This window comes from Porphyrobacter sp. LM 6 (assembly GCF_001720465.1).
Taxonomy (GTDB): Bacteria; Pseudomonadota; Alphaproteobacteria; order Sphingomonadales; family Sphingomonadaceae; genus Erythrobacter.
The window spans coordinates 1,625,568-1,650,721 of sequence record NZ_CP017113.1 but is presented as its reverse complement, the minus strand read 5'-3'; the positions used below and the strand labels follow the sequence as shown (position 1 = coordinate 1,650,721).

Below are 25,154 nucleotides of genomic sequence, written 5' to 3'. Positions count from 1 at the left end.
CCGCAACTGATCAGGCAGAGGGCGGATCCGTCATCATCGCGGTGAATTCGACTTCGCAGGTGGTCTTCCCCTCGACGCTCGCCACACCTTTGAACTTGTAGACGCGGCTGCGCTTCTGGGTGAATTCCACGTGCAGGTCGAGCAGGCAGCCCGGGGTCACAGGGGCGCGGAACTTGGCGTTCTCGATCCCCATGAAGATCACCAGCTTGCCGGTGCCGGCCAGCTCCATCGTCTCGATCCCGAGGATGCCGGCGGCCTGCGCCAGCGCCTCGATCTGGAGCACGCCGGGCATGATCGGCGCTCCGGGGAAATGCCCCTGGAAGAACTGCTCGTTCATGCTCACGGCCTTGACCGCGTGGATCCGCTCGCCGAGCGCGATCGACCGCACGCGATCGACCAGCAACAGCGGATAGCGATGCGGCAAGGCCTTGAGGATCTTGACGATATCGTAATCCAGCACCTCGGCCGGTGCGCTATCCGTGTCGCTCATTCTGACGGCTCCGTTACGATCAGCGACCGACCGGCGCGGCCGGATTGGCCTGCTGCGCCTGTGCGGCCTGCGCCGCCTGGATCTGCGCGGCGACGGCAAGACGCTGCTGGATATCCTGATACAGCTGCACGCCTTCGCGGGTCGGCTGCCAGCCAGCAGGCGGCACAACGCCCACCGCCGGCACCTTGGTGTTGAGCGCGGTCACCACCTGCTGGGTGATGTCGGCTTCCGGCGGCGCGTAGATCAGCGAGCTCGGATCGATCACGATCTTGATCTGCTGCTTGGTGATCACGTCCTGCATCGCGGCGTTGTACTGGCCGATGATCTGCTCGATCGCGAAGATGCGCGCACCGTCGATCTGGTTGCTGAGCGCCTGGATTTCCTGCTCGAGCGTCTGCAGCTTCGGGTAATCCGGCGACTTCTGCATCGCCTGCAATTCCGCGTCATCGACCTGCTTGTCGCCGTTCTTGTCGAACTTGGCGAGCAGGGTCTGGCGCTCCTGTGCCTTGGTGCGGCGCAGCTCGTTCTGCGTGGTGTAGGTGGTGTTGACCTGCTCGTAGGCGGTCTGGAAGGCGGTCGTGCCGATGATCGTGCGGGTGATATCGACGGTCGCCATGCGGCCATCGACCTGCGCTTGGGCAGGCAGCGCGACCAGCGCGGTAAGCGCAAGGCCAGCCGGGGCGAGAAGCTTGGCAAAATTAGTCATCAGAATTGCGTTCCTACGTTGAAGGTGAAGCGCCGCTCGTCATCGCCTTCGACCTTGCGAATGGTCTGGGCGAAGTCGATGCGGAAAGGTCCGAAGGGCGAGTTCCAGTTGACCCCGATCCCGGCGGTGACGCGCGGGCTCGGCGAGTTTCCGAGGAAGAATTCGCTGGTATTGGTGCCGGCCACAATTTCGCGCCGGTTAGGATCGCCGTTCACGTCGAACGCCGAAGGCGTCGCCACGCGCGTGATATTTCCGTTCGCGTCACGGATCGGCTGGCCATCAGGCCCGATGGACGTCGAGTACACCGGCAGGCCCGTGGTTGCATCAACCAGCTGCGTACCCGCCGGATTGACGGTCAGCACCGGCGTCTCCACGCCCCAAAGCGCACCGACGTCAGCCCAGATCGAGGGCCTGAGCCCCAGCTCGCGCGCACCGCTCCCGAGCGGGATTTCGAGCTCCGCCCGACCAAGGTAGTAGTTGCGCCCGCCGATCGCGTCATCGCGCACGCGGTTGCGCTCGGTAATGTAGGTGGGATTGCCGTTGGCATCCAGCACCGGGGTATTTGTGAGGTCGTTGAGGATCGACTGCTGCGTCAGGATGCGCGGGCCGACGCCGCGGATGGCAAAGCCGCGGAACTGCGGTTCGCCAAGGAAGAAGCGGTCGTTGAGGAACACATCGTCCACACCAGCGCCGGGACGGTCGCGTAGCGGGATGATCGTGCCGCCTTCGGCCAGCAGCGAGAAGATGAAGCCCGAATTGCCGACGTTCCAGAACTGCTGCGCGCGGCCGCGGAAGCGGACATAGCGCACATCCCCGCCCAGACCTGCAAATTCGCCACTGAGCGCAATGGTCTTACCCCGCGAGGGGCGCACGCGCGAGTTGAGCGAGTTGTAGTTGAGGCTGAGGCCGACGATCGAGGACAGTCGCGTACCGATCGTGTCGCACAGGAAGCGCCCGGCCAGCCGCGAGTCGCATTCTCGCGTCCCGTCGCCGTCGATGTCCGAGAAGAACAGGTTCTCGTCCAGCGTCACGTCGTCATAGTTGAGCGTGTAGCTGCCGATCAGCGACATGTACTCGGTCAGCGGCACACCGGCGCGGGCGGAGAAGCCCGTGGTGGCCTGCTTGAAGGTCGTGTTGCGATCGTTGTTGGTGAAGTTGAAGCTGTTGAAATCGCGGCGGTAGAGATCGATCCCGCCGGAGATGTTGCGATCGAAGATATAAGGATCGCTGAAACTCACCTGCGCCGAGCGCGAGAACTGCGAATAGTTGACCGAAAGCCCGATCGTCTGCCCGCGCCCGCGGAAGTTGCGCTGGCGGATGGAGCCGGCGAGAATGAACTGCTCGATCGACGAGAAGCCGGCCGAGAACTGCAGTTCGCCGGTCGGGCGTTCTTCGACGTTCGCTTCCAGGATGATGCGGTCAGGCGCGCTGCCCTCGCTCTGGCTGACTTCGAAGTTTTCCTGGAAGTAGGCGAGCGAGTTGATGCGCGCGGTGGTGCGCTGCACGGCGAGGCTGTTGAACGCATCGCCTTCCGCGATACGGAACTCGCGGCGCACGACCTTGTCCTGGGTGAGCGTGTTGCCGTTGATGTCGACCCGCTCGACATAGACGCGCGGCGCTTCGCGCAGAACGAAGGTCACGTTCATCTTGAGGTTGGCCGGATCGCGGTTGAAGCGCGGCTGCACGTCGGCGAAGGCATAGCCATAACGGCCCGCCAGTTCGGTCAGCTGCTCGACCGTGTCTTCGACGGTCTTGGCGTTGTAGACATCGCCATCCTTCATCGGCAGCTGCGTGCTCATCACGTCGCTGTCGAAGTCGCGCAGCTGGCTGTCGACCTTCACCTCGCCGAAATTGTACTGCTGCCCTTCCTCGACCACGTAGGTGATGATGAAGTCGCGCTGGTCGGGAGTCAGTTCCGCCACGGCCGAAACCACGCGGAAATCGGCATAGCCCTGCGTCAGGTAGAACTGGCGCAGCTTCTGCTGGTCGAAAGCCAGACGATCCGGGTCATAGCTGGTGTTCGAGCTGAAGAAGCTGGTCAGACGCGCCTGCTTGGTCACCATCTCGCCGCGCAGCTCGCCATCGGAGAACTTCTCGTTGCCGAGAATGTTGATCTGGCGGACCTTGGACTTCGGGCCTTCGGTGATCTCGAAGACGATATCGACGCGGTTCTGCGGCAGCTGCACCATCTTCGGCTCGACCTGTGCGGCGAACCGGCCCTGGCGCTTGTAGAGCTCGATGATGCGGGCCACGTCCGCGCGCACCTTGGAACGGGTGAAGATCTGGCGCGGGGACAGCTTGATTTCGGGCAGGATCTTGTCGGGCTTCAGCCGCTCGTTGCCCTCCAACACGATGCGGTTGATCACCGGGTTCTCGGTCACGGTGATGACGACATTGCCGTTATCGTTGCGGATCGAGAAATTGGCGAAAAGCTCGGTCGCACCGAGATCCTTGAGCGCTTCGTCCGCCGCGGTCGAGGTGTATTCCTGACCGACCCGCAGGCGGATGTAGCTGAGGATCGTGGTCGGCTCGAGACGTTCGGCGCCGGTTACGGTGATGGTGCGGATGGTGTTGGCGCGCGGCGCCTGTGCAGGCGCCGGTGCAGGTTGGGCGGCAGGCTGTGCAGCACCGGCCTGCTGCTGCGCAAAGGCTGCGCCGGGCACGCCTGCCAGCATCGAGCCGCAGCACAGCAGAACCGCCATGCGGCCACGGCCCGCGCGGGGCGCGCGCGATGCCTTTGCGACAGACGTGCTCTGGAGAGGCGCTGCGCCTGTCTCGCTGATTGCGTTCATTCCGGCAAAATCCCGTTCCATCCGTCCGTATCGCGCCGCGCTGAAGCGACCCGGATTACCACTGCTCAAGTGACCTCATGCGCCTGTCATGGCGCGCTCCCGCCGCTCCGGCCCCGCCTCTGCCCGATGTGCCCGTCGCGGGTCAAGCCGCATGGGCGCGGATTGCGCCCTGCCCGTCCCGCTTTTGCACGGCCATGCGGCCATGCGCCCCCGCCGCGCTCCGCTCTGCTGGATCAACGACCGAACAAGGGAAGCGTGAAGAGGTCATTCACCGTCACCACCACCATCAGCATCAACACCAGCGCGATGCCGGTGCGATAGGCCCATTCGGTCGCCTGCGGTCCCACCGGCTTCCGGCGGATCGCCTCGGCCGCGTAGAACATCAGATGCCCGCCATCGAGCGCGGGGATTGGCAAGAAGTTGATGAATGCCAAATTAAGCGAGATCAGCGCGGCGAAATTGATAAAGGCGACGATCCCGAGACTCATCTGCTCGCCCGAGTACTTGGCGATCTTGAGCGGGCCGCCCAGTTCGTTGAACGAACGTTCTCCGGTGATGATCTGGCCGATGCCGGTGACCATCATACCCATCAAGTCCCAGCTCTGCTGCACCGCCAGCGGGATCGCTTCGATCACGCCAACATCTTCAAGGACATACTGCCCACCCGACGCTGCGACGCCGATGTGGCCGATTGCGCTTTCATTGCCGAAGCTGTCGACCTCGACCTTGCGGGCGGTGGTGAGCGCAATGTCGCGCTTTTCGCCATCGCGCTCGACGGTCAGCACCATGCGGGTGGCCGGATGCAGTGCCACCTGCGTGCGCAAATCGCTGAAATCGACGATCGGGCGGCCATCGATGGCGACGATCGTGTCGCCGATCTCCAGCCCCGCAGCCTCGGCCACACTCCCTTGCGCAAACCCTCCGACGACACGAGAATCCTCGGTGCCGGTGATCACCGGCTTGCCGAGAACGGCGAAGAAAGCAGCGAAGATCGCAATCGTGACGAGCAGGTTGGTCACCGGCCCGGCGGCGACGATCAGCGCCCGCTTCCACAGGGCGGCATGCTGGAAGCTGCCTTCCTCGGCCGGCGCATCGGGATCGGGAACGGAGGCCGGGTTCATGTCGCCCTTGAACTGGACATAACCGCCCAGCGGCAGCGCCGAGAGCTTCCAGCGCGTGCCGCGTTTATCGGTGTATCCGGCAATCTCCTTGCCGAAACCGACCGAGAAAGCTTCCGCCTTCACGCCGAACCAGCGGCCGACCAGATAGTGGCCAAGTTCATGCAGGGTGACGAGCGGCCCCAGCAGCAGCAGGAAGCCGACAATGTACATCCAGAAAGGTGGGCTATCAAACAAGGGCGGAGTTCTCCAGCAGGCTGGACGCGTGCCTGCGCGCGGATTGATCGAGGCTGAGGACTTCCTCAAGGCTGGCCGGACGCGGCGCATCATTGCTGCGCGCCAACGTCTCTTCCACCAATGCCGCAATACGGGTGAATGAAATCTGACCGGCGAGGAAAGCGGCGACCGCGACCTCGTTTGCGGCGTTGAGGATCGCGGGGGCTGAACCGCCTGCCGCAATCGCCTCGCGTGCCAGACGGGTGGCGGGGAAGCGCACTTCATCGGGCGGGAAGAAGGTCAGCTCGCCAATCGCCGCCAAATCGAGCGGTGCCAGTGGCGTTTCCATGCGCTGCGGCCAGGCCAGGCACGAGGCAATCGGCACACGCATGTCCGAGGGGCCAAGCTGCGCCAGTGTCGAGCGGTCGCGAAATTCGACCATCGAATGGATCACGCTCTGCGGGTGGACGACGATCCCGAGCTTATCCAGCCCGACCGGGAAGAGGTGATAAGCCTCGATGTACTCGAGCCCCTTGTTCATCATCGTCGCGGAATCGACGCTGATCTTGGCACCCATCGACCAGTTGGGGTGCGCGACGGCCTGCGCGGGGGTGGCGGCATCAAGCTGCGCCTGCGTCCACGTCCGCAAGGGGCCGCCGCTGGCGGTGAGCGTGATCTTCGCCACATCCTCGATGCGGTTGCCGTTGAGGCACTGGAAGATCGCGTTGTGTTCGGAATCCGTCGGCAGCAGCGTTGCGCCGTGGCGCGCGACCGCCTGCATCAGCACTTCCCCCGCAGAGACCAGCGCTTCCTTGTTGGCGAGCGCGATGGTGCCGCCCCGCTCGACCGCCGCCATGACCGGCACCAGACCCGCGCAGCCGACGATAGCCGCCACGGTCATATCCACCGGCCGCGCCGCAGCCTCGACCAGCGCCTGTTTTCCGCCCGCCGCTGTGATCCCGCTATTGCCCAGCGCCGCGCGCAGTTCGGGGAGGCACGCCTCATCGCCCACCACCGCCAGCTTCGCGCCGAATTCGATGGCGAGCGCAGCCAGTTCCTTGGCGCTGCATTGCGCGGTCAGCGCCTCGACCTGCCATTCATCGCGGTTGCGGCGCACCAGATCGAGCGTCGATGCGCCGATCGAGCCGGTGGCGCCAAGCAGGGTGATCGTCCGCGTCATCGCAGCATCATCCCAGCAAAGGGGGGATGGTGGCAATCACAAACAGCACGAAGAACACTGCAAGGAAGCCGTCGAGCCGGTCGAACAATCCGCCGTGCCCCGGAATGAGATGACCGGAATCCTTCACCCCCGCGCGCCGCTTCATCCAGCTTTCGAAGAAATCGCCGCTCTGCGCGAGCACCGCGATCAGCACGCCGGAGAACGCCGCCATGCCGAGGCTGAGCGCGGTATAGCCGGGCATCGCCGCAGGGCCGAAATCGGTCAGCTCGACCATCACGCCCACCAGTGCCGCGCCGAGCGCCCCGCCGCCCAGCCCTGCCCAGGTCTTGGACGGACTGATCGTGGGAGCGATCTTCGGCCCGCCGATTGCGCGTCCCGCGAAATAGGCGCCAACATCGACCGCGACCACCGGAAGGATGAAGGCGACCAGCACCTCGACCGGGCCATAACCGCTCAGTTGCGGATCAAGCGGCAGGATCTGGCGGCCATTGCGCACCGCCATCATGGCGAGCGCGGCGCCGCCGATATAGACCACGCCTGCAAAGAACCACACGGTCTCGGCCACGCCCGACTTGGCAAACCCGCTGACCAGACGGTTCCATTCCCACAGCACACCGAGCGCGAGCAGCGCGACGAAGGCGCTCCACACCCAACCGCCGAACCACAGCGCGCCGCCCGAAACCACCAGCATCACGATCGCCGAGGCCAGCCGCACCGGCAGATCGGAGGCACCGGGCCGGCGTAATTCAGCGCCCGCCATAACGCCGCTCCCTTCGCGCAAAGTCATCGAGCGCCTGCGCCAGATGGGCAGGCTCGAAATCGGGCCACAAGGTATCTACGAACAGCATCTCGGCATAGGCCGATTGCCACAGCAGGAAGTTCGACAGGCGAACCTCGCCGCTGGTACGGATCAGCAGATCGAGCGGCGGCAGATCGGCGGTATCGAGGTTGGCGGCGATCGTCTCGATGGTGACATCGCCGCTCGCTGCCGCCTTCGCTGCCGCGCGCGCGATTTCGTGCTGCCCGCCGTAATTGAGCGCCACGGCGAGCGTCTGCTTGCCATTGGCAGTCTGCGCCAGCGCATCTTCGAGCATCGCGACGATATCGGGCGCCAATGACTGCCAGTCGCCGATGATCTTGAGCTTCACATTGTTGGCGACGAATTCGGGCAGATCGGATTTGATGAACCGGCGCATCAGGTTCATCAGATCATCGACCTCGTCCTCCGACCGCTTCCAGTTTTCCGACGAGAATGCGTAGAGCGTCAGGCATTCCAGCCCGGTCGGCTCGAGACTGCGGACCAGCCGCCGCACCGCATCGACCCCGCGCTGATGGCCGACAGCGCGCGGCAACCCGCGCTTCTTGGCCCAGCGGCCATTGCCATCCATGATGATGGCGACATGTCTGGCGCGCGACTGGTCCAATCCTGTTCCCACGATCCGAAATCCTGACCTTACTGTGTCAGGATTTCCTGTTCCTTCTTGGCTGCCGCCTCGTCCGTTTCCTTGACGTATTGGTCGGTCAGCTTCTGCACTTGCTCTTCGGAACGCTTGCGATCGTCCTCGGAGATTTCCTTCTTCTTCTCGTCGGTCTTGAGGCTTTCCATCGCATCGCGGCGGACGTTGCGGATCGCAATCTTGGCCTTTTCGGCATATTGGCCCGCGAGCTTGGCCAGCTCCTTGCGGCGCTCCTGCGTCAGATCAGGGATCGGCAGACGCAAAGTCTGCCCGTCGATGATCGGATTGAGACCAAGGTTGGCATAGGCAATCGCCTTTTCCACCGCATGGAGGTTCGACTTGTCCCACACCTGCACGCTCAGCATCCGCGGCTCGGGCGCGGACACCGTGGCGACCTGCTGGAGCGGCATCATCGAGCCATAGACTTCCACCTGCACCGGATCGAGCAGGGTGGTGTTGGCGCGTCCCGTGCGCAGACCCTGAAGGTCGCTCTTGAGAGCCTCGACAGCGCCCTTCATCCGGCGCTCGACATCGGCCTTGTCATATTGCGGCATGGCTGAAGTTTCCTTTGTTATCGAAATCAGTTGTCTTGGACGATGGTCTGGACACCCTCGCCCGCCAGAACGCGGGCCAGATTGCCCTTCTCGCGGATCGAGAAGACCACAATCGGGATCTTGTTATCGCGGCACAGTGCCACAGCGGAGGCGTCCATCACCTTGAGGTTATCTGCCAACACCCGGTCGTAACTCACGGTATCGAAACGGGTAGCATTGGGGTTCTGCTTAGGATCGCTATCATAGACCCCGTCAACGCTGGTGCCCTTGAGCAGCGCGTCGCACTTCATTTCCGCAGCCCTTAGTGCCGCACCGCTATCGGTAGTGAAATAGGGTGCGCCGACACCTGCTGCGAAGATCACCACGCGGCCCTTTTCCAGATGGCGTTCGGCGCGGCGGCGGATCACCGGCTCGCACACCTTGTCCATCTCGATCGCGGACTGCACGCGGGTCTGCACGCCGAGCTGTTCGAGCGCGTTCTGCATCGCCAGCGCGTTCATAACGGTTGCCAGCATGCCCATGTAATCGGCCTGCGCACGGTCCATCCCCTTGGCCGCGCCCGCCATGCCGCGGAAGATATTGCCGCCGCCGATGACGAGGCAGACTTCCAGCCCGGTTTCCTTGGCCGCCTTCACTTCCTTGGCCAGCTCGGCGACGAATTCAGGGTCGATCCCGAACTGCTGGTTGCCCATCAGCACTTCGCCCGAAAGTTTCAGGAGGACGCGCTTGATCGGAGGAAGAGACATGGGTGGCCAGAATCCATTTCAAATGTAGAATGGCGGTTCCCTTAGCGAGCAAGCCACACGCGCGCAAAGGGAAAGGCCTTGCATGGCGGTGCAGGGATTGGGGGGAGAACGAAGCGATGACACGCAAGTTGTTGTTCGCAGGACTGGCGCTGGCGGTAATTCTGGTGGCAGCGGTGATGCTGTTCCAGCGGCAGGCGGGAGAACGCCTGTTCGCGCGGGGCGTAACCGAGCGCATAGCGGAGGGCCGCCTGCAATTGGGCGACGGGCTGCACCTGATCCTGTGCGGCACCGGCTCACCCCTCCCCAATCCCGCCCGCGCTGGCCCCTGCCAGGTGGTGGTCGCGGGCGATCAGGCCTTCGTGGTCGATATCGGCGAAGGCGGGGCGCGCAACCTCAACCTGATGGGCTTCGATATCGCCGGGCTCGACGGCGTGCTGCTGACCCATTTCCACTCCGATCATATCGACGGCATGGGGCCGCTGGCGCTGTTCTACTGGACGCAGGGCACTGCCAGCGCGCCGCTTCCGCTTTATGGGCCGCAGGGGGTGGAAGCAGTCGCGCAAGGGTTCAACGCTGCCTACCGGCTCGATCACGGCTACCGCGTGGCGCACCACGGGCCCAAGATCGTGCCCCCGACCGGCGGCGGCGTCGCAGCGCGGCCCTTTACGATCGGCAAGGAACCGCTGGTCGTGTTCGAACGCGACGGGCTGAAAGTCACCGCCTTCCCGGTCGATCACTCACCGGTGCGGCCAGCGGTGGGCTACCGCTTCGATTACAAGGGTCGTTCGCTGGTGATCACCGGCGATACCGCGCGCACCGCCTCGGTCGAGCAAGCCGCGAAAGGCGCGGATATTCTCGTCCACGATGCGCTCCAGCCGGAACTGGTGTTCTCAATGACCGATGCGCTCGACGCGGCCGGTCAGGAGAACACCGCGACCATCACTCGCGATATCCTCGATTACCACGCTTCGCCCGAGGATGCGGCCCAGAGCGCGCAGGTCGCCGGGGTGCAGCAGCTGGTGCTGACGCACCTCGTCCCGCCAATCCCCAATGCCTTCTTCTACCCGGCCTTCCTCGGCGATGCCGGTGACTATTTCGACGGCACGATCATCGTCGGTGAGGACGGAATGATCTTCTCGCTCCTGCCCGGATCAGACCGGATCGAGCGCGACAAGCGGCTCTAGCCCGGCAGCAATGGCCCAAGCGGCCGCCACGCTCTTCGTAGAGGACAGATGGGGCTAGTCCCCAGGCTCTATGACAAGCGTGTGCAGCAGCCCCCTGGTGAACCCACGCGGTGCGACAGAGAGGTGATCCTCGTCTGCCAGCACTTCGTCCGTCAACCGCAACCCGGCCAACCCGCGCGCGCGCAGCAGCGTGGTAAAGGTGCGATTGTCGGCCACCATGTCGACCTCTTGCTGGAAGCGCCGGTCACCGACGCGCCGGGCTTCGTATTCGCCGACATAGAGATAGACATCGGCATCGACCTTCGTCAGTCGGTCGAGCAGCCCCGGTGCCTGCCGCAGCAGATACTTCTTGTCGAACCAGAACGAAGGGCTGCCCAGCACATAGCCGCTGAACATGGCAGGCTCGGTCATCAGGATCTGCGCGCCGAGTAGCCCGCCATAGGAATGGCCGACATAGATCCGCCGCTCCGGCATGGTGCGAAAGCGGCTTTCCACGAACGGTAGCACCGTATCGCGCAGGTAATCACGATACCGCTGGGATTGCCCGTGAAGCGCGCCTTCGGGTGCATCGGACGCCCCTCTTGCGCTCGGGGTATAATCGCGCCGACGGCTCGCCATCGGATCCTCGCCCTTGCCGTAGGACAGGCCGACGAGGATGAACTCCTCGATCCGGGGGCCCGCCCCGTTCAACCGCCGCCCGATCGCGCGCAGCACCGGAAAGCCGTAATCCGCGTCGGTCACATAGACCACCGGATAGCTGCGTTCGGGGCTTGCTGCATAGCTCGGCGGCAAGGCGACAAAGACCTGATAGTCGATGCCGCTAGCGGGATCGGCCACGTCGTGGACTTGCGATCCCAGCAATTCGTAGGCCTGGCCCTCCCCACGCTGGGCGGGAACGGCGGCGACTTCGGATGCGGGCGCCGCAGAACACGCCGACAGCATGACCGCGCCGATGAAGGCGCTCTTGGCGATGTGCATGAAATATCCCTGCCCGTTGTCAGGCCGCAGGTGACCGGTGGGCCGCACAAATGCAACGGGCCGGATGGTCGATACCACCCGGCCCGTGCCGATTTTCCGATGACCGGGAAGGATCAGCCCTTGACGGCTGCGGCCACTTCCGCGGCGAAATCGACTTCTTCCTTCTCGATGCCTTCACCGAGCTGGAAGCGGACGTAATCGACCAGCTTGATCGACTTGCCGGCGTCCTTGGCAGCCTTGGCGATGTATTCTTCGACAGTTGCCTTGCCGTCCTTGACGAAGATCTGGCTGAGGAGCGCGTTTTCCTTGGCGAATTTCTTCACCGCGCCTTCGACCATCTTGGCCTGCACGTCAGCCGGCTTGCCGCTTTCGGCAGCCTTTTCGGCAGCGATCTTGCGCTCGCGCTCGATCACTTCGGCATCGAGGCCGTCAGCGTCCAGCGCCTGCGGGAACATCGCAGCAGCGTGCTGGGCGATGTCCTTGCCAAGCGCGTTGAGCGTGTCGGCATCGGCATCCGATTCCAGCGCGACGAGCACGCCGATCTTGCCGAGGCCTTCGGCGGCCGCGTTGTGGATGTAGGGGACGATCGCGCCCTGCGTGACCGACACCGACTTGATGCGGCGGATCTGCTGGTTTTCACCGATGGTCGCAACGTTGTCGGTCAGCTTTTCGCCGACAGTGCCGCCATCGGGGTAGGCAGCAGCCTTGAGCGCTTCGACATCGTCCGAACCCTGCGCCAGCGCGACAGCGGTCGCCTTGGTCACGAAGTCCTGGAACTTGTCGTTCTTGGCGACGAAGTCGGTTTCCGAGTTGATTTCGACGGCAACGCCCTTGGTGCCCTGAACGAGCACGCCGACGAGGCCTTCAGCCGCAGTGCGGCTCGACTTCTTCTGGGCGGTGGCGAGGCCCTTGGCGCGCAGCGCGTCAACCGCGGCTTCGATGTCGCCATTGGCTTCGGTCAGCGCCTTCTTGGCGTCCATCATGCCAGCGCCGGTGCGCTCGCGCAGCTTCTTCACATCGGCGACAGAAATATCGGCCATGAGAGTGTCCTTCTTGTGTGTTGTCAGGCGCCCGGCCCTGCCGTTCCCGTGGAGGGGGGGCAATGCCGGGCGCGCTAGAGGGGGAATGTGACGGGAACGCGACGGAAAACCCGCCGCATCCCCGCGAAAATCAGGCTTCGGTTTCTTCGGCAGCCGGTTCTTCGGCAACCACAGCTTCCGCCGGGGGTTCAGCCATCGCGCCGAAATCGGCGGCGGTGTCGGCCTGGAACTTGCCCTTGCCGGCCAGCGCCGCTTCACCGATCGCCTGGCAGTACAGACGCACCGCGCGGCTCGCATCGTCGTTGCCCGGAACCGGGAAGGCGATGTTCGAGGGATCGACGTTGCTGTCGAGGATCGCGATCACCGGAATGCCGAGCACGGCCGCTTCCTTGATGGCGAGGTCTTCCTTGTTGGCGTCGATCACGAACATCACGTCCGGGATGCCGCCCATGTCGCGGATGCCGCCGAGCGACAGCTCGAGCTTCTCGCGCTCACGGGTGAGCTGGAGCACTTCCTTCTTGGTGAAGCCGCTGGTGTCGCCCGAGAGCATTTCTTCCAGGCTCTTGAGGCGGCGGATCGAACCCGAAATGGTCTTCCAGTTGGTGAGCATGCCGCCCAGCCAGCGGTGGTTGACGAAGTGCTGGCCCGACATGCGTGCAGCTTCAGCGATCGGCTCCTGCGCCTGACGCTTGGTGCCGACGAACAGCACCTTGCCGCCCGAACGCACGGTCGATTCGACGAAATCGAGCGCACGCGCGAACAGCGGCACGGTCTGCGACAGGTCGATGATGTGGACACCGTTACGCGCGCCGAAGATGTACGGCTTCATGCGCGGGTTCCAGCGGTGGGTCTGGTGGCCGAAGTGAGCGCCGGCCTCGATCAATTGCTGCATCGTGACGACAGGTGCCGCCATAGGTAATTCCTTTCCGGTTGTTCCTCTGGAAGGCTGGAACCGCGAGTGCGGAGTGTCCCGCAAACGGCACCGGTATGTGCGCCTTCCATGTGACGTTAACGCCGGATGGAGCCTCAGCCCTGCTCCGACGCGAGCGGGCCCTTAGCTGCGGGCGGACACAAAATCCAGCCCCGAATCCCTCTCGCGCAAAAAATCCGCGCTGCGCCCTGCGAAAAGGCGCTTGACACGCCGGAACATATAGGGAACAAGACGTAAGAACAAACGACGAACGAAAAGACCGAAGGGGATCTCGCCATGTTCGCACTTGCACTCACCCTGCTGCTCACCGTCACCGGCATTGTCGCGGTGCTGACCATCATCGACAGCGCCATCAAGGGGCGCAACGCCTATGAACGGCTGCTGCGCGAAGCGGCCCTGATGGAAGCGGGTTTCGTGATGCAGGTCGAAGCGCAGGAGCTGCGGGCGCGCCGCGCCCCGGCCCGGTTCACGCCGGATCGCCGCTCGCCGGTGCTGCTGCGGACGCGGCCTGTTCCTGCCTGCGCCGCCGCTTGATCCGCCCGTATTTGACGAGGCCGTAAGGCACCAGCGCCAGATAGACGACACTGATCGCCGAGAGCGTCCACCACGGCTCGAGCAGCAGCGCGGCAAAGGCAAGGCCAACAAAGGCGATCAGCCCCAGCCGGATCGACCGGCGCGGCCGCAACGAGGCCCAGCTAAGCGTCGCCATGTTCGAGATCATCAGCACCGCAATCAGCGCCAGCCAGGCTGCGGTCACCACCGGATGGCGGAAGAACTCCAGCCCGGTTTCAGTCCACAGATAGAACGGCGTGAACGCGAGCCCCGCCCCCGCCGGCGCGGGCACACCGGTCAGGAACCCGGCGGACTTGTGCGGCTGATCATCAGTATCGATCCGCGCATTGAACCGCGCGAGGCGCAGCGCGCAACAGATCGCGAAGGCCAGCGCGGCAAACCAGCCGAAGCGCGGCCAGTCATGCAGCGACCAGAGGAACAGGATCAGCGCCGGGGCCACCCCGAAGGACAGCGAATCCGCGAGACTATCGAGCTCGGCGCCGAAGCGCGACTGGGCGTTGAGCAGGCGCGCGATGCGTCCGTCGATTCCGTCAAGCACGCCGGCGAGTACCACCAGCCCGATCGCCAGCGCCCATTGACCGTCAATCGCAAAGCGGATGCCGGTCAGGCCCGAACACAGCGCCGCAGCGGTAATCGCGTTGGGCAGCATCGCGCGCAGCGGCAGGCCGACAGCGCGCGGATCGCGGACAGTGGCGAGGTCATCCTCGTCCTCGGCGGCCTTGGGGCCGAGCCGCGCGGCAAGGAACCGCGCACCCGGAAGATTGCGCGCCCCCTTGCGGACAGGTTTGCGGGCGGGCGGGCGGCTCACTGCGCAATCCCTTCGATGAGGCCGCGCTGGCCGATTTCGGCAATCACGGTTTCACCCGCAATCGTCGTCTGGCCGATCATCACCTTGGGATCAGTGCCAGCCGGCAGATAGATATCGACCCGGCTGCCGAACCGGATCAGCCCGGCGCGCTGGCCTTTGCCGACGATATCGCCCGGCTTCACGAACGGCACGATCCGCCGCGCCACCAGTCCGGCAATCTGGGTAAAGCCGATCTTCAGCCCGTCCCCGCGCTCGATCAGGATATGCTGGCGCTCGTTTTCCTCGCTCGCCTTGTCGAGATCGGCATTGATGTTGCGGCCCGGGATATAGACCACGCGGCGCACCGTGCCGCCCACCGGCGTGCGGTTGATGTGGACATCGAACACGCTCATGAAAATCGAGACGCGGGTGACCGGCCCGGCGGGCAGGCCGGCAAGCCCGGTGCCATCATCGATCCGCAGTTCGAACGGCGGCTCCACCTCGATGATCTGGGTGACCTTGCCATCAGCGGGCGCAACGATCGTACCATCGCCCTGCGGCACCACGCGTTCGGGATCGCGGAAGAAGGCGAAGATCCCGGCTGACAGCAGCAGGCTCGACCAGCCGACCAGTTCCCAATCGAACAGCAGCAGGAACACGAGGCTGACAGAAGTCGCCGCGAGCCCGAACTTGCGCCCTTCCGGGTGAATGTCGGGCCAGTGCCAGCCCGCCTCGCCCCGGCCTTTGTTATCGACGATTTCGCCTGCCATCGTTCAGCTTCTAGGGTGTGGTCGGCCTGCCCGCAAGCAGGACAGGCCCTAGCCGACCTTGCGGACGAACACCGTCCCGGCCGAATAGCCCGCACCGAACGAGCAGATCAGGCCATTGTCGCCCGCCGCCAGATCATCGCTGTGCTGGTGGAAGGCGATGATCGAACCCGCGCTCGAAGTGTTGCCATAGGTGTCGAGCACGGTCGGGCTTTCATCCTCGTTCGCTTCGTGTCCGAGAACCTTGTGCGCGATCAAGCGGTTCATGCCGGCATTGGCCTGGTGCAGCCACAGGCGCCGCAGCGCGGCAGCGTCGATCCCCAGCCGCTCGGCTTCATCAAGGATCATCTGCGCCACCATCGGCACCACTTCCTTGAAGACCTTGCGCCCTTCCTGGACGAACAGCTTGTCAGCCTTGCCCTCGCCTTCGGGCGCGGCGCGGTTGAGGAAGCCGAAATTGTTGCGAATGTTGTTGGAGAACACCGTTTTCAGCTTGGTGCCGAGGATTTCCCAATGTTGCGCCGGGGCAATCGCGGCGTCTTCCACCAGCACGGCCGTTGCCACATCGCCGAAGATGAAGTGGCTGTCGCGGTCGCGCCAGTTGAGGTGGCCCGAGGTGATTTCGGGGCTGACCACAAGCACGCTTTTCGCGTTGCCCGCGCGGATGTAGTCGGCGGCGGTCTGGATCCCGAAGGTCGCCGAGGAGCAGGCGACGTTCATGTCGAAGCCGAAGCCATCGATGCCGAGCGCCTGCTGGATCTCGATCGCCATCGCGGGGTAGGCGCGCTGCATGTTCGATGCCGCGCACAGCACAGCGTCGACATCTTCCGGGCGGCGCCCGGCCCGCTCCAGCGCCTGCTTGGCTGCGGCCACGCCGATTTCGGCCATTACCGAAAGCTCGTCATTGGCGCGTTCAGGCAGGCGCGGGCACATCGTCGCCGGATCGAGGATCGCCGCCTTGCTCATCACGTGGCGTGCCTTGATGCCGCTCGCCTTCTCGATGAACTCGACCGAGGAATAGGCCAGCGGTTCAGCGTCCGGGTGCGCGGCGTTATGCGCGTCGACATAGGCGTTGAAGCTCGCCACCAGCTCTTCGTTGGTGATCGATTCGGGCGGGGTGAACAGGCCGGTGGCCGAAATCACGGGGCGGCCGGTGAGTGCGGCGCTGGCTTGCGTTTCCTGCATGGATCCCTCTTGCGTGAAGGGCGCGGCCTTACTGCCGGCCCTCGCCGCCCGCAACCCCTGCCGCCCCGGCTTCACCACCGAGCACGTCTTTGAGGAGCGGATTGGGAAAGGTGCGCGCGATGGTAACCGCCCAGAACTGCTCGGTAATTTCGGGCAGCTTGGCCAGCTCGTAAAGCGTGCCCGCGGCAAGCTCGTCCTGCACCACGATCGGCGGGATCACCGCGACGCCCGCATCCGAACGGGCGAGCAGGCGGAGCATCGCCATGTCGTCGGCCTCGGCGGCGATGCGCGGGACGATGCCCATGCGCTCGATCATCGCATCGAACCCGGCCCGCAGGGCGGTTTCGGGCGTGGGCAGGATCAGCGGCGCTTCGGCCAGCAGCGTGGGCAGGCCACGCGCTGCGATGATCAGCCGCGAGCGCGCGCCGATCAGACTGACAGGCTGCTCGTCGATCCGCCGCACCAGATAGGGGCTGGCCGCATCACGCGCGGGCACCTGGTTGGTGAGCAGCACGTCGATCGTCATCGCCTCGAGCGCGCGCAGCAGCGAGCCCTGCGTGCCCGAGCGCAGCACCACCTCCACATCGTCGCGCCCGATCAGCGGTTCGAGGAACTTCATCTGAAAGTTGCGCGACAGGGTGGCGAGCGCGCCGATCCGCAGCACCTTCCGCTGTCCGCCCACCGCGCGGAAGGTGGCGGTGAGCTGTTCGGAGGCGCGGAAGATCTGCTCGGCATAATCGAGCGCGATCCGCCCCGCCTCGGTCAGCACTAGATTGCGTCCGCGCCGTTCGAACAGATCATGCCCGAGGTCCAGTTCCAGCGCCTTGATCTGGGTCGAGACCGCGCTCTGCGAGATGTTGAGCGCCTTTGCAGCCGCCGTCAGCGTGCCTTCACGGGCGACGGCGCGGAACAGGCGCAGGTGGTGGAGATTGAGACTGGCCATCGCGCGCTCCGGCTAATCATTCCAATATTGCGAATGATTTTGGGCAAAATATGTATTTTCCTTAAAATTGTCCACCCTCTATCCGGCACGGCACGCATTAACCCTCCCCTCGCCGGAGTTTCGCCATGCCACTTGCCCTGACTATCCTTGCTCCGCTTGCTCTTGTTCCGGTGATCCTGCTCGCGCTGGCCCGTCCCGGCAAGCGCCCCGGCAGCCTGCCGCGCCTGTCCGAAGCCTCGGCCTTTGCCGCCTTCGCGCTGGCGCTGGGCGGGCTTGTCCAGACCGCGCTCAAGGCCGCGCCTGAGCTGACCACGCTCGTCAGCGGCCCCATCGGCCTTGCTCTTCGCAGCGACCTCGTCAGCGCCAGCATCGCTACGCTGGTCGGTTTCATCGGCTGGATCGTGATGCGCTACAGCCGCACCTATCTCGACGGAGAGGCGCGCGAGGGTGCGTTCCATGGGTTGATGCTGACCACCCTCGCGGCGGTCATGCTGTTCGTTCAGGCGGGCACCCTGCCGGTGCTGATCATCGCCACCTTCGCGGTCGGCCTGACGCTGCGCCAGCTGCTGCTGTTCTACCCCGACCGCGCCGAAGCCCGCCGCGCCGCGACCAAGTTCGCGCTCGTCTGGCACGGCGGCGACGCGCTGCTGGCGATTGCTGCCGCCCTGCTCTTCGCCCGCTTCGGCACGCTCGAACTCGCCGGTCTGACCGCCGCTGCCACCACCACCGGACTGGGCCTCGCGGGCACCTTCGCGGTCGCGGCGATCGTCGCTGCCGCCGCGCTCAAGACCGCCGCCTTCCCGCTCCACGGCTGGCTGACCGAGGTGATGGAGGCCCCCACCCCAGTCTCCGCGCTGCTCCACGCCGGGATCATCAACTCGGGCGGCGTGCTGCTCATCACCGCCGCGCCGCTGGTGCAGGCGAGCACCGGCGCGATGGCCGCGCTGGTGATGATCGGCGGCTTCACCGCGCTGTTCGGCGCAGCTGTCATGCTCACTCAGAGCGCGGTCAAGACGGCGCTCGCCTGGTCGACCATCTCGCAGATGGGCTTCATGCTGCTGCAATGCGGCCTTGGCCTTTGGACGCTGGCGCTGCTGCACATCATCGCCCACTCGCTCTACAAGGCGCACGCCTTCCTTTCCTCGGGCGGTGCGGTGGCCGATGTCGCCAGCATCCGCCGCCCCGGCCCGGTCGCCGTGCCGAGCGTTGCTGCGGTGCTCAAGAGCTTCGCCCTCGCGCTGGTCATCTTCGCCGCGATTGCCGGCAGCTTCACCTACGCCTTCGGCCCCAAGACGCCGCAAGCCCTGGCGCTCGGCGCGATCCTGATTTTCGGGGTGGCCTACCTCGTCGCACAGGGCCTGGCCGACCGCGCACCGGTTGCGCTCACCAAGCGTACCGCCGCCTCGGCGCTCGCCGCCGCCATCGGCTACTTCAGCTTCCAGACCATCGCCCAGATGATCTGGGGGCCGCTGCTGCCCGCCGCACCGATGCCGGGCGAGCTTGAATGGGCGATGATCGTGATCGCGGTCGCCAGCTTCGGTCTTGTCGCCTTTGCCCAGGCTCTGTTCCCGCTGTGGGCGCACCACCCGGCCACCGCAGGCCTGCGCGTCCATCTCGCCAACGGCCTCTACCTCAACGCCCTGCTCGATCGCGCGATCGGCGGCTTCCGCACCACCAACCGCTAACCCGCCGCGCACACGGAGATACGCCATGCTGATGAACCACGCAGACATCGCCCCCGCCCGCTTCTCGGCAGTGCTCGAAGCCGCCGAAGGTGCCGCCCGCGCGATCCCGCCGGCCTTCCCGCTCGATGCGACGGTCGCGGTCAATCCCTTCCTCGGCCAGACCGGCGAGGATCTCGCCACCACCGCCGCGCGGCTGGCCCGCGTCGCAGGGGTCCGCGTGACCCGCACGGGCGCCGAATATGCCGCTGCAATTGCCGAAGGCCAGATTACCGACGAAGACCTCGCCGATGCGCTGGCTGCGAACGCCTCGCCGCTCAAGCCGACCGACGTTGCCAGCCTGCGCGCCCTTGCCGAGCGGCTGGGCGATGGCCCCGCCCCGCGCGCGCTGCCGACCGTCGCCGATCTCGCGGCGGAAGCGACCGGCATCGATTGGCCCGCGCTGATCGACAAGTGCATCGGCCTGTGGGCTGCCGGCCAGTTTGACCGCGGGCAGGCGCTGTGGTCGCCCGCGCCGGGCAGTGAGGCCTTCACCGCATGGCGCGCCTGGGCGCTGCATGACCTCACCCCCGAAATCGCGGGACTCGAAGGTTTCTGCGCCCACGTGGCCTGCGCCCCGGACACCACCGAGCGTGCGATCCTTTCCGCCGCCGAGACGCTCGGCATTGCCGATGCCGCCGCGCCGACCGCGTTCCACCGCCTCTACATGAGCCTCGGCGGCTGGGCGCAGCACGCGCGCTGGCTGCTGTGGCAGGCCGAACTGGTGGGCGACACCGATCGCACGCTGCTCGATCTGCTCGCGATCCGCCTTATCTGGGACGAGGCGCTGCTGGTGCAGACCCCGCAGATTGCCGAACGCTGGGCCGCCACGGTTGCCGCGCACGCCGCGCCTGTCACCGCCACCGCCGAAGACGTCGCGCTTGCCATTCTTCAGGATGCGGCCGATCGCGGCCACCAGCGCCGCCTCACCGCCGCGCTCGATGGTGCGACCGATGTGGTGGAGCGGCCCTTCCTTCAGGCCGCCTTCTGCATCGACGTGCGTTCGGAAGTGTTCCGCCGCGCGCTCGAAAGCGTCGATCACTCCATCTCCACCATCGGCTTTGCCGGGTTCTTCGGCCTGCCGCTCGCACACCACGCGCATGGTTCGGACATTCTCGAAGCGCGCCTGCCGGTGCTGCTCAACCCTGCGGTCAACACCACCAGCGCGGGCGATCCGGCCAAGGATCATGCGACACGCATCGCCGCGCGCGGTCGACGCGCCTGGGGCCGCTTCCGTCAGGCGGCGGTCTCCTCCTTCGCCTTCGTGGAGGCGATGGGCCCGGTCTATGCGGTCAAGCTGGTCAAGTCGGCGCTGGGCTTCACTCCCGCCGCCAAGCCCGAACCCGCCCCCGAAGTGATCGGCGGAATGAGCGCCGAGGCCAAGGCCGATACCGGCGCGGCGGTGCTCAAGGCGATGAGCCTGACCAAGGGCCACGGTGAGATCGTGCTGCTGCTCGGCCACGGCGGCAACGTCACCAACAACCCGCATGAGAGCGCCTATCATTGCGGCGCCTGCGGCGGCTACACGGGCGAGGTTTCGGCCCGTCTGCTGGCGATCCTGCTCAACGATCCCGAAACCCGCGCCGGCCTTGCCGCACGCGGGGTCGAGGTGGCCGACGACACGCTGTTCGTCGCGGGTCTGCACGACACCACCACGGATGCGATCACCATCTACGAAGATGGCCTGCCCGCCTCCCGCAACGGCGATCTCGCCAAGGTGCGCGGCTGGCTGGCGCAGGCGGCGAAGATCGCCCGCGCCGAACGCGCACTGCGGATGCCCGGCGTGCGCGGCGAAAGCATCCCGGCACGCGCCCAGAACTGGGCCGAAATCCGCCCCGAATGGGGTCTGGCCGGATGCGCCGCCTTCATCGCCGCCCCGCGCGAGGCGACGCAGGGCCGCGACCTTGGCGGGCGCGCGTTCCTCCACTCCTATGATTGGCAGGCGGACGCGGGCTTCGGCACGCTCGAGTTGATCATCACCGCACCCGTCGTCGTGGCGAGCTGGATCTCGCTCCAGTACTACGGCTCCAGCGTCGCGCCGGAAATGTTCGGCGGCGGCAACAAGCTGATCCACAACGTCGTCGGCGGGATCGGGGTGATCGAGGGCAATGGCGGGAAGCTGCGTCCCGGCCTGCCGTGGCAGGCAGTGCACGATGGCGACGCGCTCGCGCATGAACCGCTGCGCCTCTCGGTGATGATCGAGGCCCCGCGCGAGGAAATCCTCAAGGTGCTCGAAAAGCACCCTGCGGTGCGCGCGCTGTTCGACAACGGCTGGCTGCACCTCTTCACGCTCAATGGCGGCAAGGTGGACGCGCGCTACCAGCCGGGCCTCACCTGGACCAACGCTGCTCCGGCTTCGCTGGCTGCCTGACGGGTCGTATCGTCAGAAGATCGCCCGTTCGCCCCGCCGCACAAGTGGCCGGGCGGGCGGGCGATGGCCGTTCAGGGCAGGATTGGCCGGTTTAGCCCCCCCTTAGACCCCCTCTAGACCCCTGTTAGGCCCGATTTGCGGGGTGTTCCACGTGGAACATGGGAACGTTTGAGGAAGTGGTGGCAGGGCTTGAATAGAACTAAGCCATTAGAAATTTGATTTTATTTAATTACTTTTCATAGTCGGGAAATACCCCCACACTCCCCCCCACATTTGAGTAACAGTGGTCGACCATGACGGCTATTTTCGCCTACTTTAGAAACCCCTCGCGCGCGGGAGAAAAACTGGTTTTGCGACATACAGCTTGAGTGGCACCGCTCTGCCCGATCGCCGCCCCAAAAAATTTGCTCACCCCGTCCCGGTGCTCCTCGCCGTTATCGCCGCTTAAAGTAGTTCTCAGCGGTGCAGGGTATCGGACGCGTTATGACCCCGCCGGTTGGAAGGCTCTGCACCTCAGTCCCGCACTCCCCGCGAGCCGTTGCCCCTCTTAGAATGTCATCACTGAGAATTTCAGCATTGTCATCTACGACCCTCGCAACGGCGGAGACGGCGGCTCTGTTTCCGGCCAACTCCCGCTCTAGATTTTGGACGCGGGCTTCCAATTCATCAATGCGCGTGGCCTGTCGGGACGCGGCTGCATCGGCATAGTCCGCAGCAATGTCCTCAGCCTCTGAGCGGAGGATCAAGCCGTCATTGTTGCACCCCCCAAGAGCCAACAGCAATCCAATGGCAATCAGTCGCAACGCCGCCTCCCCTAGCTGCACTAGCTTCAAGATACGCGCACCCGCGCGGAATGGTGAAAAAACTCGCCCGCACCCATTAGCTACGCGCACGCGCGTATTGCTCCGCAGTTGTCTTGCGCTTTGTGGTAAGCGCATTGTTTCATCCAAGAAAGGTCTAGATACCAACACAATGGCGCAGCATCGCCTCTCGTGCTAGGTTTCATGGGCTATATCGAGGGGGATGCTCAATGAGCCTGATGTTTATGTTGTTCGCTCTCGCACAAGTATCAACGCAATCCGGCGAGACAGAGTGGCAATCAGCCCCAGAAATAAAGGCGGAGCAAAGTGCCTGCCCTGATGGAAGAGCGAGTTGCGATCCTTGGGAAAAGTATCGTGCGAAAGAGAGCCAGCCGCAGCCGTGGGGAAACGAAACCCCGGACTATGGTTGGGAAAGCGAGGAAACCACCTATTGGATATACAAATCCGACATCAGTCGGGAAGGCAAAAATGTTACCATATGGCTCAATTGGAAACTGAAAAATCCGCGCCCACTTGGAGCATCTAAAATGCTTACACGTCTAACCTTCGATTGTGCTGGACGCTTTCGTAGGTCTGCTGAGACGGCCCTCACGGAAGACGGCTCACTCTATGATCAAGTCGATAAGCTGGAAGACTGGACGTATATCAGACCCCGCTCCCCTTATGCCGTCATTGCCAATTCTCTTTGCTCAGGCTGAGGCTTTCTTTCGACCGTTATTCAACAGCGAGACAGATTCCGGCTCATCCCGCACCGCTTGCCGATAACGCGTCCGCCGAATTTGTGCTCAATCCCGATTTCCGCAGCCGCGTCCGGCTCCGCGCCCTTCAGCACGTAGGCTAAGGCAACACCAAGGTTTTCGACATAGAGCGCGCCTTCCGGCTGGTTCGAACCCGCGATTTTCTCGCTTAAAATAGCGCCGCGCCGATACGGCTCGCCCGTGATGCTCTCAACCCAACGCATTGAACGCCTGCCATTGATCTCACGGCCTTCCGGCAAATGGGCCAGGACGTGCAAATGCGAGCCTTTCCCGTCGCCGTTTTCGCGCGTCCAGATGTAGGCCGTTTCCCCGCGTAGCCATTCTCGCCAGTATTTTAGTGCGGCGGTTGTCGCTTTCATCGCTTCGGCATCTGACAGACCAGCCGCCTCCCAATGCACCGTAATGAGATGGGTGAACGGCTTGCCGATCGCGCTGGCCCGCCGGGTTGCCGCAATAAGCCTTTGCGCCTTGTCGAGCGATATTCCCTCGCTTGTCCTGTCAGCGCGATTACGAGCGCCGCCGTGAGCAAACAGGGACGGCACGGGAGCCAATGGCCCGCACCCTAGCGTTATAGGTATATTGGCAAGGCCCGTGCCAAGCGCCAAGTCAGCAGCGCAAACCGCTGGCTTAGCGGGCTTTTTTACGGTGCCGGAAAATTCGGGACGGGGCTTAGCCCCACGGCCAGCCGCTTGCCAGATTCTTACCGTGTTTTCGGGACTTTGCTCGCCTTGGCCGTCCGGCATCTGCAAACCCTGTCTTGTTTTTCAAGTGAACGTGGGCGGAAGGGATGCGGGGACGGCTCGCAATGTCCGCCCCCGCCCTGTGTTGCGCCCGATTGCCGGGATTATCCGGCGCGGTCGTTGCCTTGCTCGATCGCCTGCAAAGCCGTCACCAGCTCGCCTAGCCGCTCAATTGGAATGGCAAAGCCGCCGCCAAAGCGGGCCGCGCACGGGCGAAGATCGCCGCCGTCCTTAGACCAGAACCACGGCCACACTTGGAGCCGCGCCTCGCCATTCCAGACAGTCGCTTCCAGCCGCCAGACGTGCTTTCCGTGCTCTTGCTCAAAGATCACCATCCGGCACCGCCTTTCGGGACTGCCACAGGGCCGCTTGCGAGCGCCTTGAGGGCGAATTGGGACAATCCCCCTCCCTCGCTTGCCCGATCGCCACAGGACGGCCTCACGCTATCCTGTAGGCCGCTCGAATGATCTTTCCGTAGCAGGGCGAGCGCCGCCTCCAACGGAAGCGCCTGCCAGCCTTGCGGGAGCGCCCCGGCATCACGGCTGGCGAGCCAATCGGGCGCGCTTTTCGAGACGGGACGGACAGGCCACAGGGCGCAATCCGTAACGGGACAACAGGACACGTGCTCGCGCCAATTGGCCCCCGCGTCACAGGCTCCGCAATCCCGGCACTTGCCGTCGATCGCCGCGCGAAGGGAATGGGCGCTCATGGCGCACCCCCTTCCCGTCCGGCTGGCATCAGCGCGGGAATTGATTGCCCTGCTTGCGCGCAAGGGTTAGGTGAGGGTGTCAGGCCGCTAGCATTGACACCAATCGAGCCGGGAATGGTTGCCGCCGTCCCGGCTCGCATTGTTTGGGCCGCCCGCATCTCAGGCCGCCTCATCCATCTGCGCTTTCTCCACCAGTCGCCGGATGCTTTCGACTGTCACCAGCCGCCGCGTTCCGATCGTCACGGTGTCGAGCAAGCCTTCTGAAATCAATTCATAGGTCTTGGTCTTGCCAATACCCAAAGCGAGCGCCGCCTGAGCGACACTGCAAAGGACGGGTTCGAAGTAAGTCATGCCTATGGTTTCCCTAGTTGGCCGTTCCTGCTCGCA

24 protein-coding genes are annotated in these 25,154 nt (G+C 64.6%); 5 read left to right on the top strand and 19 right to left on the bottom strand.

The genetic code is table 11. The annotated features are described in order from the left end of the window. Positions 1–10: 10 nt before the first annotated feature. From fabZ to pyrH, 9 genes are all read right to left on the bottom strand, one after another. Complete coding sequence (gene fabZ / locus BG023_RS07840; protein ID WP_069309965.1) at positions 11–490, bottom strand: 3-hydroxyacyl-ACP dehydratase FabZ; 480 nt, start codon at positions 488–490, stop codon at positions 11–13. 19 nt (positions 491–509) lie between these two features. Continuing rightward, a complete protein-coding gene (locus BG023_RS07835) occupies positions 510–1,196 on the bottom strand; it encodes an OmpH family outer membrane protein (protein WP_069309964.1) in 687 nt (228 codons plus the stop codon). Continuing rightward, complete coding sequence (gene bamA, locus BG023_RS07830; protein WP_083234607.1) at positions 1,196–3,988, bottom strand: outer membrane protein assembly factor BamA; 2,793 nt, start codon at positions 3,986–3,988, stop codon at positions 1,196–1,198. Before bamA ends, BG023_RS07835 begins: the two co-directional genes overlap by 1 nt. Before the next feature lie 233 nt (positions 3,989–4,221). Then, positions 4,222–5,319 (bottom strand): RIP metalloprotease RseP, encoded by a 1,098-nt coding sequence (gene rseP / locus BG023_RS07825; protein ID WP_069309963.1) that lies wholly within the window; start codon positions 5,317–5,319, stop codon positions 4,222–4,224. A gap of 16 nt (positions 5,320–5,335) precedes the next feature. Further along, a complete protein-coding gene (dxr, locus tag BG023_RS07820) occupies positions 5,336–6,502 on the bottom strand; it encodes a 1-deoxy-D-xylulose-5-phosphate reductoisomerase (RefSeq protein ID WP_069309962.1) in 1,167 nt (388 codons plus the stop codon). Between the two features lie 7 nt (positions 6,503–6,509). After that, positions 6,510–7,262 (bottom strand): phosphatidate cytidylyltransferase, encoded by a 753-nt coding sequence (locus BG023_RS07815; protein ID WP_069309961.1) that lies wholly within the window; start codon positions 7,260–7,262, stop codon positions 6,510–6,512. Then, the gene (uppS, locus tag BG023_RS07810; protein WP_069309960.1) at positions 7,249–7,890 is read right to left on the bottom strand and encodes a polyprenyl diphosphate synthase; all 642 of its coding nucleotides are present in this window, start codon (positions 7,888–7,890) and stop codon (positions 7,249–7,251) included. The genes BG023_RS07815 and uppS overlap by 14 nt, the downstream gene beginning before the upstream one ends. Before the next feature lie 65 nt (positions 7,891–7,955). Then, positions 7,956–8,513, bottom strand: a complete 558-nt coding sequence (gene frr, locus BG023_RS07805; protein WP_069309959.1) for a ribosome recycling factor — start codon at positions 8,511–8,513, stop codon at positions 7,956–7,958. Positions 8,514–8,539: 26 nt separating this feature from the next. Then, a complete protein-coding gene (gene pyrH, locus BG023_RS07800) occupies positions 8,540–9,259 on the bottom strand; it encodes a UMP kinase (RefSeq protein ID WP_069309958.1) in 720 nt (239 codons plus the stop codon). Between the two features lie 116 nt (positions 9,260–9,375). Between pyrH and BG023_RS07795 the strand changes: the two genes are divergently transcribed. Beyond that, entirely contained in the window at positions 9,376–10,443 is a 1,068-nt protein-coding gene (locus BG023_RS07795; RefSeq protein WP_069309957.1) for an MBL fold metallo-hydrolase, read from the top strand. 54 nt (positions 10,444–10,497) lie between these two features. On the opposite strand, the gene BG023_RS07790 is transcribed toward BG023_RS07795, so the two are convergent. The 3 genes from BG023_RS07790 to rpsB all read right to left on the bottom strand — a co-directional run bounded on the left by BG023_RS07790 (position 10,498) and on the right by rpsB (position 13,374). Continuing rightward, complete coding sequence (locus BG023_RS07790; protein WP_083234772.1) at positions 10,498–11,421, bottom strand: alpha/beta hydrolase; 924 nt, start codon at positions 11,419–11,421, stop codon at positions 10,498–10,500. 113 nt (positions 11,422–11,534) lie between these two features. Beyond that, a complete protein-coding gene (gene tsf / locus BG023_RS07785; RefSeq protein WP_069309956.1) occupies positions 11,535–12,461 on the bottom strand; it encodes a translation elongation factor Ts in 927 nt (308 codons plus the stop codon). Between the two features lie 130 nt (positions 12,462–12,591). Next, positions 12,592–13,374, bottom strand: a complete 783-nt coding sequence (gene rpsB / locus BG023_RS07780) for a 30S ribosomal protein S2 (RefSeq protein ID WP_069309955.1) — start codon at positions 13,372–13,374, stop codon at positions 12,592–12,594. Between the two features lie 294 nt (positions 13,375–13,668). Here rpsB and BG023_RS07775 point away from each other — a divergent pair, with 294 nt between their 5' ends. Next, complete coding sequence (locus BG023_RS07775; RefSeq protein WP_069309954.1) at positions 13,669–13,926, top strand: hypothetical protein; 258 nt, start codon at positions 13,669–13,671, stop codon at positions 13,924–13,926. On the opposite strand, the gene pssA is transcribed toward BG023_RS07775, so the two are convergent. From pssA to BG023_RS07755, 4 genes are all read right to left on the bottom strand, one after another. Then, on the bottom strand, positions 13,859–14,629 hold the full coding sequence (gene pssA, locus BG023_RS07770) for a CDP-diacylglycerol--serine O-phosphatidyltransferase (protein WP_069311200.1): 771 nt from the start codon (positions 14,627–14,629) through the stop codon (positions 13,859–13,861). The two genes, BG023_RS07775 and pssA, sit on opposite strands and share 68 nt — an antisense overlap. 140 nt (positions 14,630–14,769) lie before the next feature. Continuing rightward, positions 14,770–15,522, bottom strand: a complete 753-nt coding sequence (locus BG023_RS07765; RefSeq protein ID WP_069309953.1) for a phosphatidylserine decarboxylase — start codon at positions 15,520–15,522, stop codon at positions 14,770–14,772. 48 nt (positions 15,523–15,570) lie between these two features. Continuing rightward, positions 15,571–16,704, bottom strand: a complete 1,134-nt coding sequence (locus tag BG023_RS07760) for a beta-ketoacyl-ACP synthase III (protein ID WP_069309952.1) — start codon at positions 16,702–16,704, stop codon at positions 15,571–15,573. A 28-nt stretch (positions 16,705–16,732) separates the two neighbouring features. Further along, a complete protein-coding gene (locus BG023_RS07755; protein WP_069309951.1) occupies positions 16,733–17,647 on the bottom strand; it encodes a LysR family transcriptional regulator in 915 nt (304 codons plus the stop codon). Between the two features lie 125 nt (positions 17,648–17,772). Here BG023_RS07755 and BG023_RS07750 point away from each other — a divergent pair, with 125 nt between their 5' ends. The 3 genes from BG023_RS07750 to BG023_RS14700 all read left to right on the top strand — a co-directional run bounded on the left by BG023_RS07750 (position 17,773) and on the right by BG023_RS14700 (position 23,258). Next, on the top strand, positions 17,773–19,332 hold the full coding sequence (locus tag BG023_RS07750) for a proton-conducting transporter transmembrane domain-containing protein (protein ID WP_069309950.1): 1,560 nt from the start codon (positions 17,773–17,775) through the stop codon (positions 19,330–19,332). A gap of 31 nt (positions 19,333–19,363) precedes the next feature. Next, the gene (locus BG023_RS07745) at positions 19,364–21,739 is read left to right on the top strand and encodes a YbcC family protein (RefSeq protein WP_069311199.1); all 2,376 of its coding nucleotides are present in this window, start codon (positions 19,364–19,366) and stop codon (positions 21,737–21,739) included. A gap of 1,030 nt (positions 21,740–22,769) precedes the next feature. Continuing rightward, a complete protein-coding gene (locus BG023_RS14700; protein ID WP_150122823.1) occupies positions 22,770–23,258 on the top strand; it encodes a surface-adhesin E family protein in 489 nt (162 codons plus the stop codon). Between the two features lie 20 nt (positions 23,259–23,278). On the opposite strand, the gene BG023_RS07735 is transcribed toward BG023_RS14700, so the two are convergent. The 3 genes from BG023_RS07735 to BG023_RS07725 form a co-directional block, all read right to left on the bottom strand. Further along, a complete protein-coding gene (locus BG023_RS07735) occupies positions 23,279–23,869 on the bottom strand; it encodes a hypothetical protein (RefSeq protein WP_069309948.1) in 591 nt (196 codons plus the stop codon). A gap of 293 nt (positions 23,870–24,162) precedes the next feature. Next, a complete protein-coding gene (locus tag BG023_RS07730) occupies positions 24,163–24,393 on the bottom strand; it encodes a hypothetical protein (protein ID WP_069309947.1) in 231 nt (76 codons plus the stop codon). Between the two features lie 533 nt (positions 24,394–24,926). Then, positions 24,927–25,118, bottom strand: a complete 192-nt coding sequence (locus tag BG023_RS07725; RefSeq protein WP_069309946.1) for a helix-turn-helix domain-containing protein — start codon at positions 25,116–25,118, stop codon at positions 24,927–24,929. Positions 25,119–25,154: the final 36 nt, after the last annotated feature.

Coding starts and splice junctions, on each gene's coding strand:
- pyrH (WP_069309958.1), bottom strand. CDS start 9,259: ATGTCTCTTCCTCCGATCAAGCGCGTCCTCCTGAAACTTTCGGGCGAA.
- bamA (WP_083234607.1), bottom strand. CDS start 3,988: ATGAACGCAATCAGCGAGACAGGCGCAGCGCCTCTCCAGAGCACGTCT.
- BG023_RS07760 (WP_069309952.1), bottom strand. CDS start 16,704: ATGCAGGAAACGCAAGCCAGCGCCGCACTCACCGGCCGCCCCGTGATT.
- BG023_RS07765 (WP_069309953.1), bottom strand. CDS start 15,522: ATGGCAGGCGAAATCGTCGATAACAAAGGCCGGGGCGAGGCGGGCTGG.
- BG023_RS14700 (WP_150122823.1), top strand. CDS start 22,770: ATGAGCCTGATGTTTATGTTGTTCGCTCTCGCACAAGTATCAACGCAA.
- BG023_RS07745 (WP_069311199.1), top strand. CDS start 19,364: ATGAACCACGCAGACATCGCCCCCGCCCGCTTCTCGGCAGTGCTCGAA.
- BG023_RS07755 (WP_069309951.1), bottom strand. CDS start 17,647: ATGGCCAGTCTCAATCTCCACCACCTGCGCCTGTTCCGCGCCGTCGCC.
- BG023_RS07750 (WP_069309950.1), top strand. CDS start 17,773: ATGCCACTTGCCCTGACTATCCTTGCTCCGCTTGCTCTTGTTCCGGTG.
- fabZ (WP_069309965.1), bottom strand. CDS start 490: ATGAGCGACACGGATAGCGCACCGGCCGAGGTGCTGGATTACGATATC.
- BG023_RS07730 (WP_069309947.1), bottom strand. CDS start 24,393: ATGGTGATCTTTGAGCAAGAGCACGGAAAGCACGTCTGGCGGCTGGAA.
- BG023_RS07815 (WP_069309961.1), bottom strand. CDS start 7,262: ATGGCGGGCGCTGAATTACGCCGGCCCGGTGCCTCCGATCTGCCGGTG.
- tsf (WP_069309956.1), bottom strand. CDS start 12,461: ATGGCCGATATTTCTGTCGCCGATGTGAAGAAGCTGCGCGAGCGCACC.
- BG023_RS07725 (WP_069309946.1), bottom strand. CDS start 25,118: ATGACTTACTTCGAACCCGTCCTTTGCAGTGTCGCTCAGGCGGCGCTC.
- uppS (WP_069309960.1), bottom strand. CDS start 7,890: ATGGATGGCAATGGCCGCTGGGCCAAGAAGCGCGGGTTGCCGCGCGCT.
- BG023_RS07795 (WP_069309957.1), top strand. CDS start 9,376: ATGACACGCAAGTTGTTGTTCGCAGGACTGGCGCTGGCGGTAATTCTG.
- BG023_RS07790 (WP_083234772.1), bottom strand. CDS start 11,421: ATGCACATCGCCAAGAGCGCCTTCATCGGCGCGGTCATGCTGTCGGCG.
- frr (WP_069309959.1), bottom strand. CDS start 8,513: ATGCCGCAATATGACAAGGCCGATGTCGAGCGCCGGATGAAGGGCGCT.
- dxr (WP_069309962.1), bottom strand. CDS start 6,502: ATGACGCGGACGATCACCCTGCTTGGCGCCACCGGCTCGATCGGCGCA.
- rseP (WP_069309963.1), bottom strand. CDS start 5,319: ATGTACATTGTCGGCTTCCTGCTGCTGCTGGGGCCGCTCGTCACCCTG.
- rpsB (WP_069309955.1), bottom strand. CDS start 13,374: ATGGCGGCACCTGTCGTCACGATGCAGCAATTGATCGAGGCCGGCGCT.
- BG023_RS07835 (WP_069309964.1), bottom strand. CDS start 1,196: ATGACTAATTTTGCCAAGCTTCTCGCCCCGGCTGGCCTTGCGCTTACC.
- BG023_RS07775 (WP_069309954.1), top strand. CDS start 13,669: ATGTTCGCACTTGCACTCACCCTGCTGCTCACCGTCACCGGCATTGTC.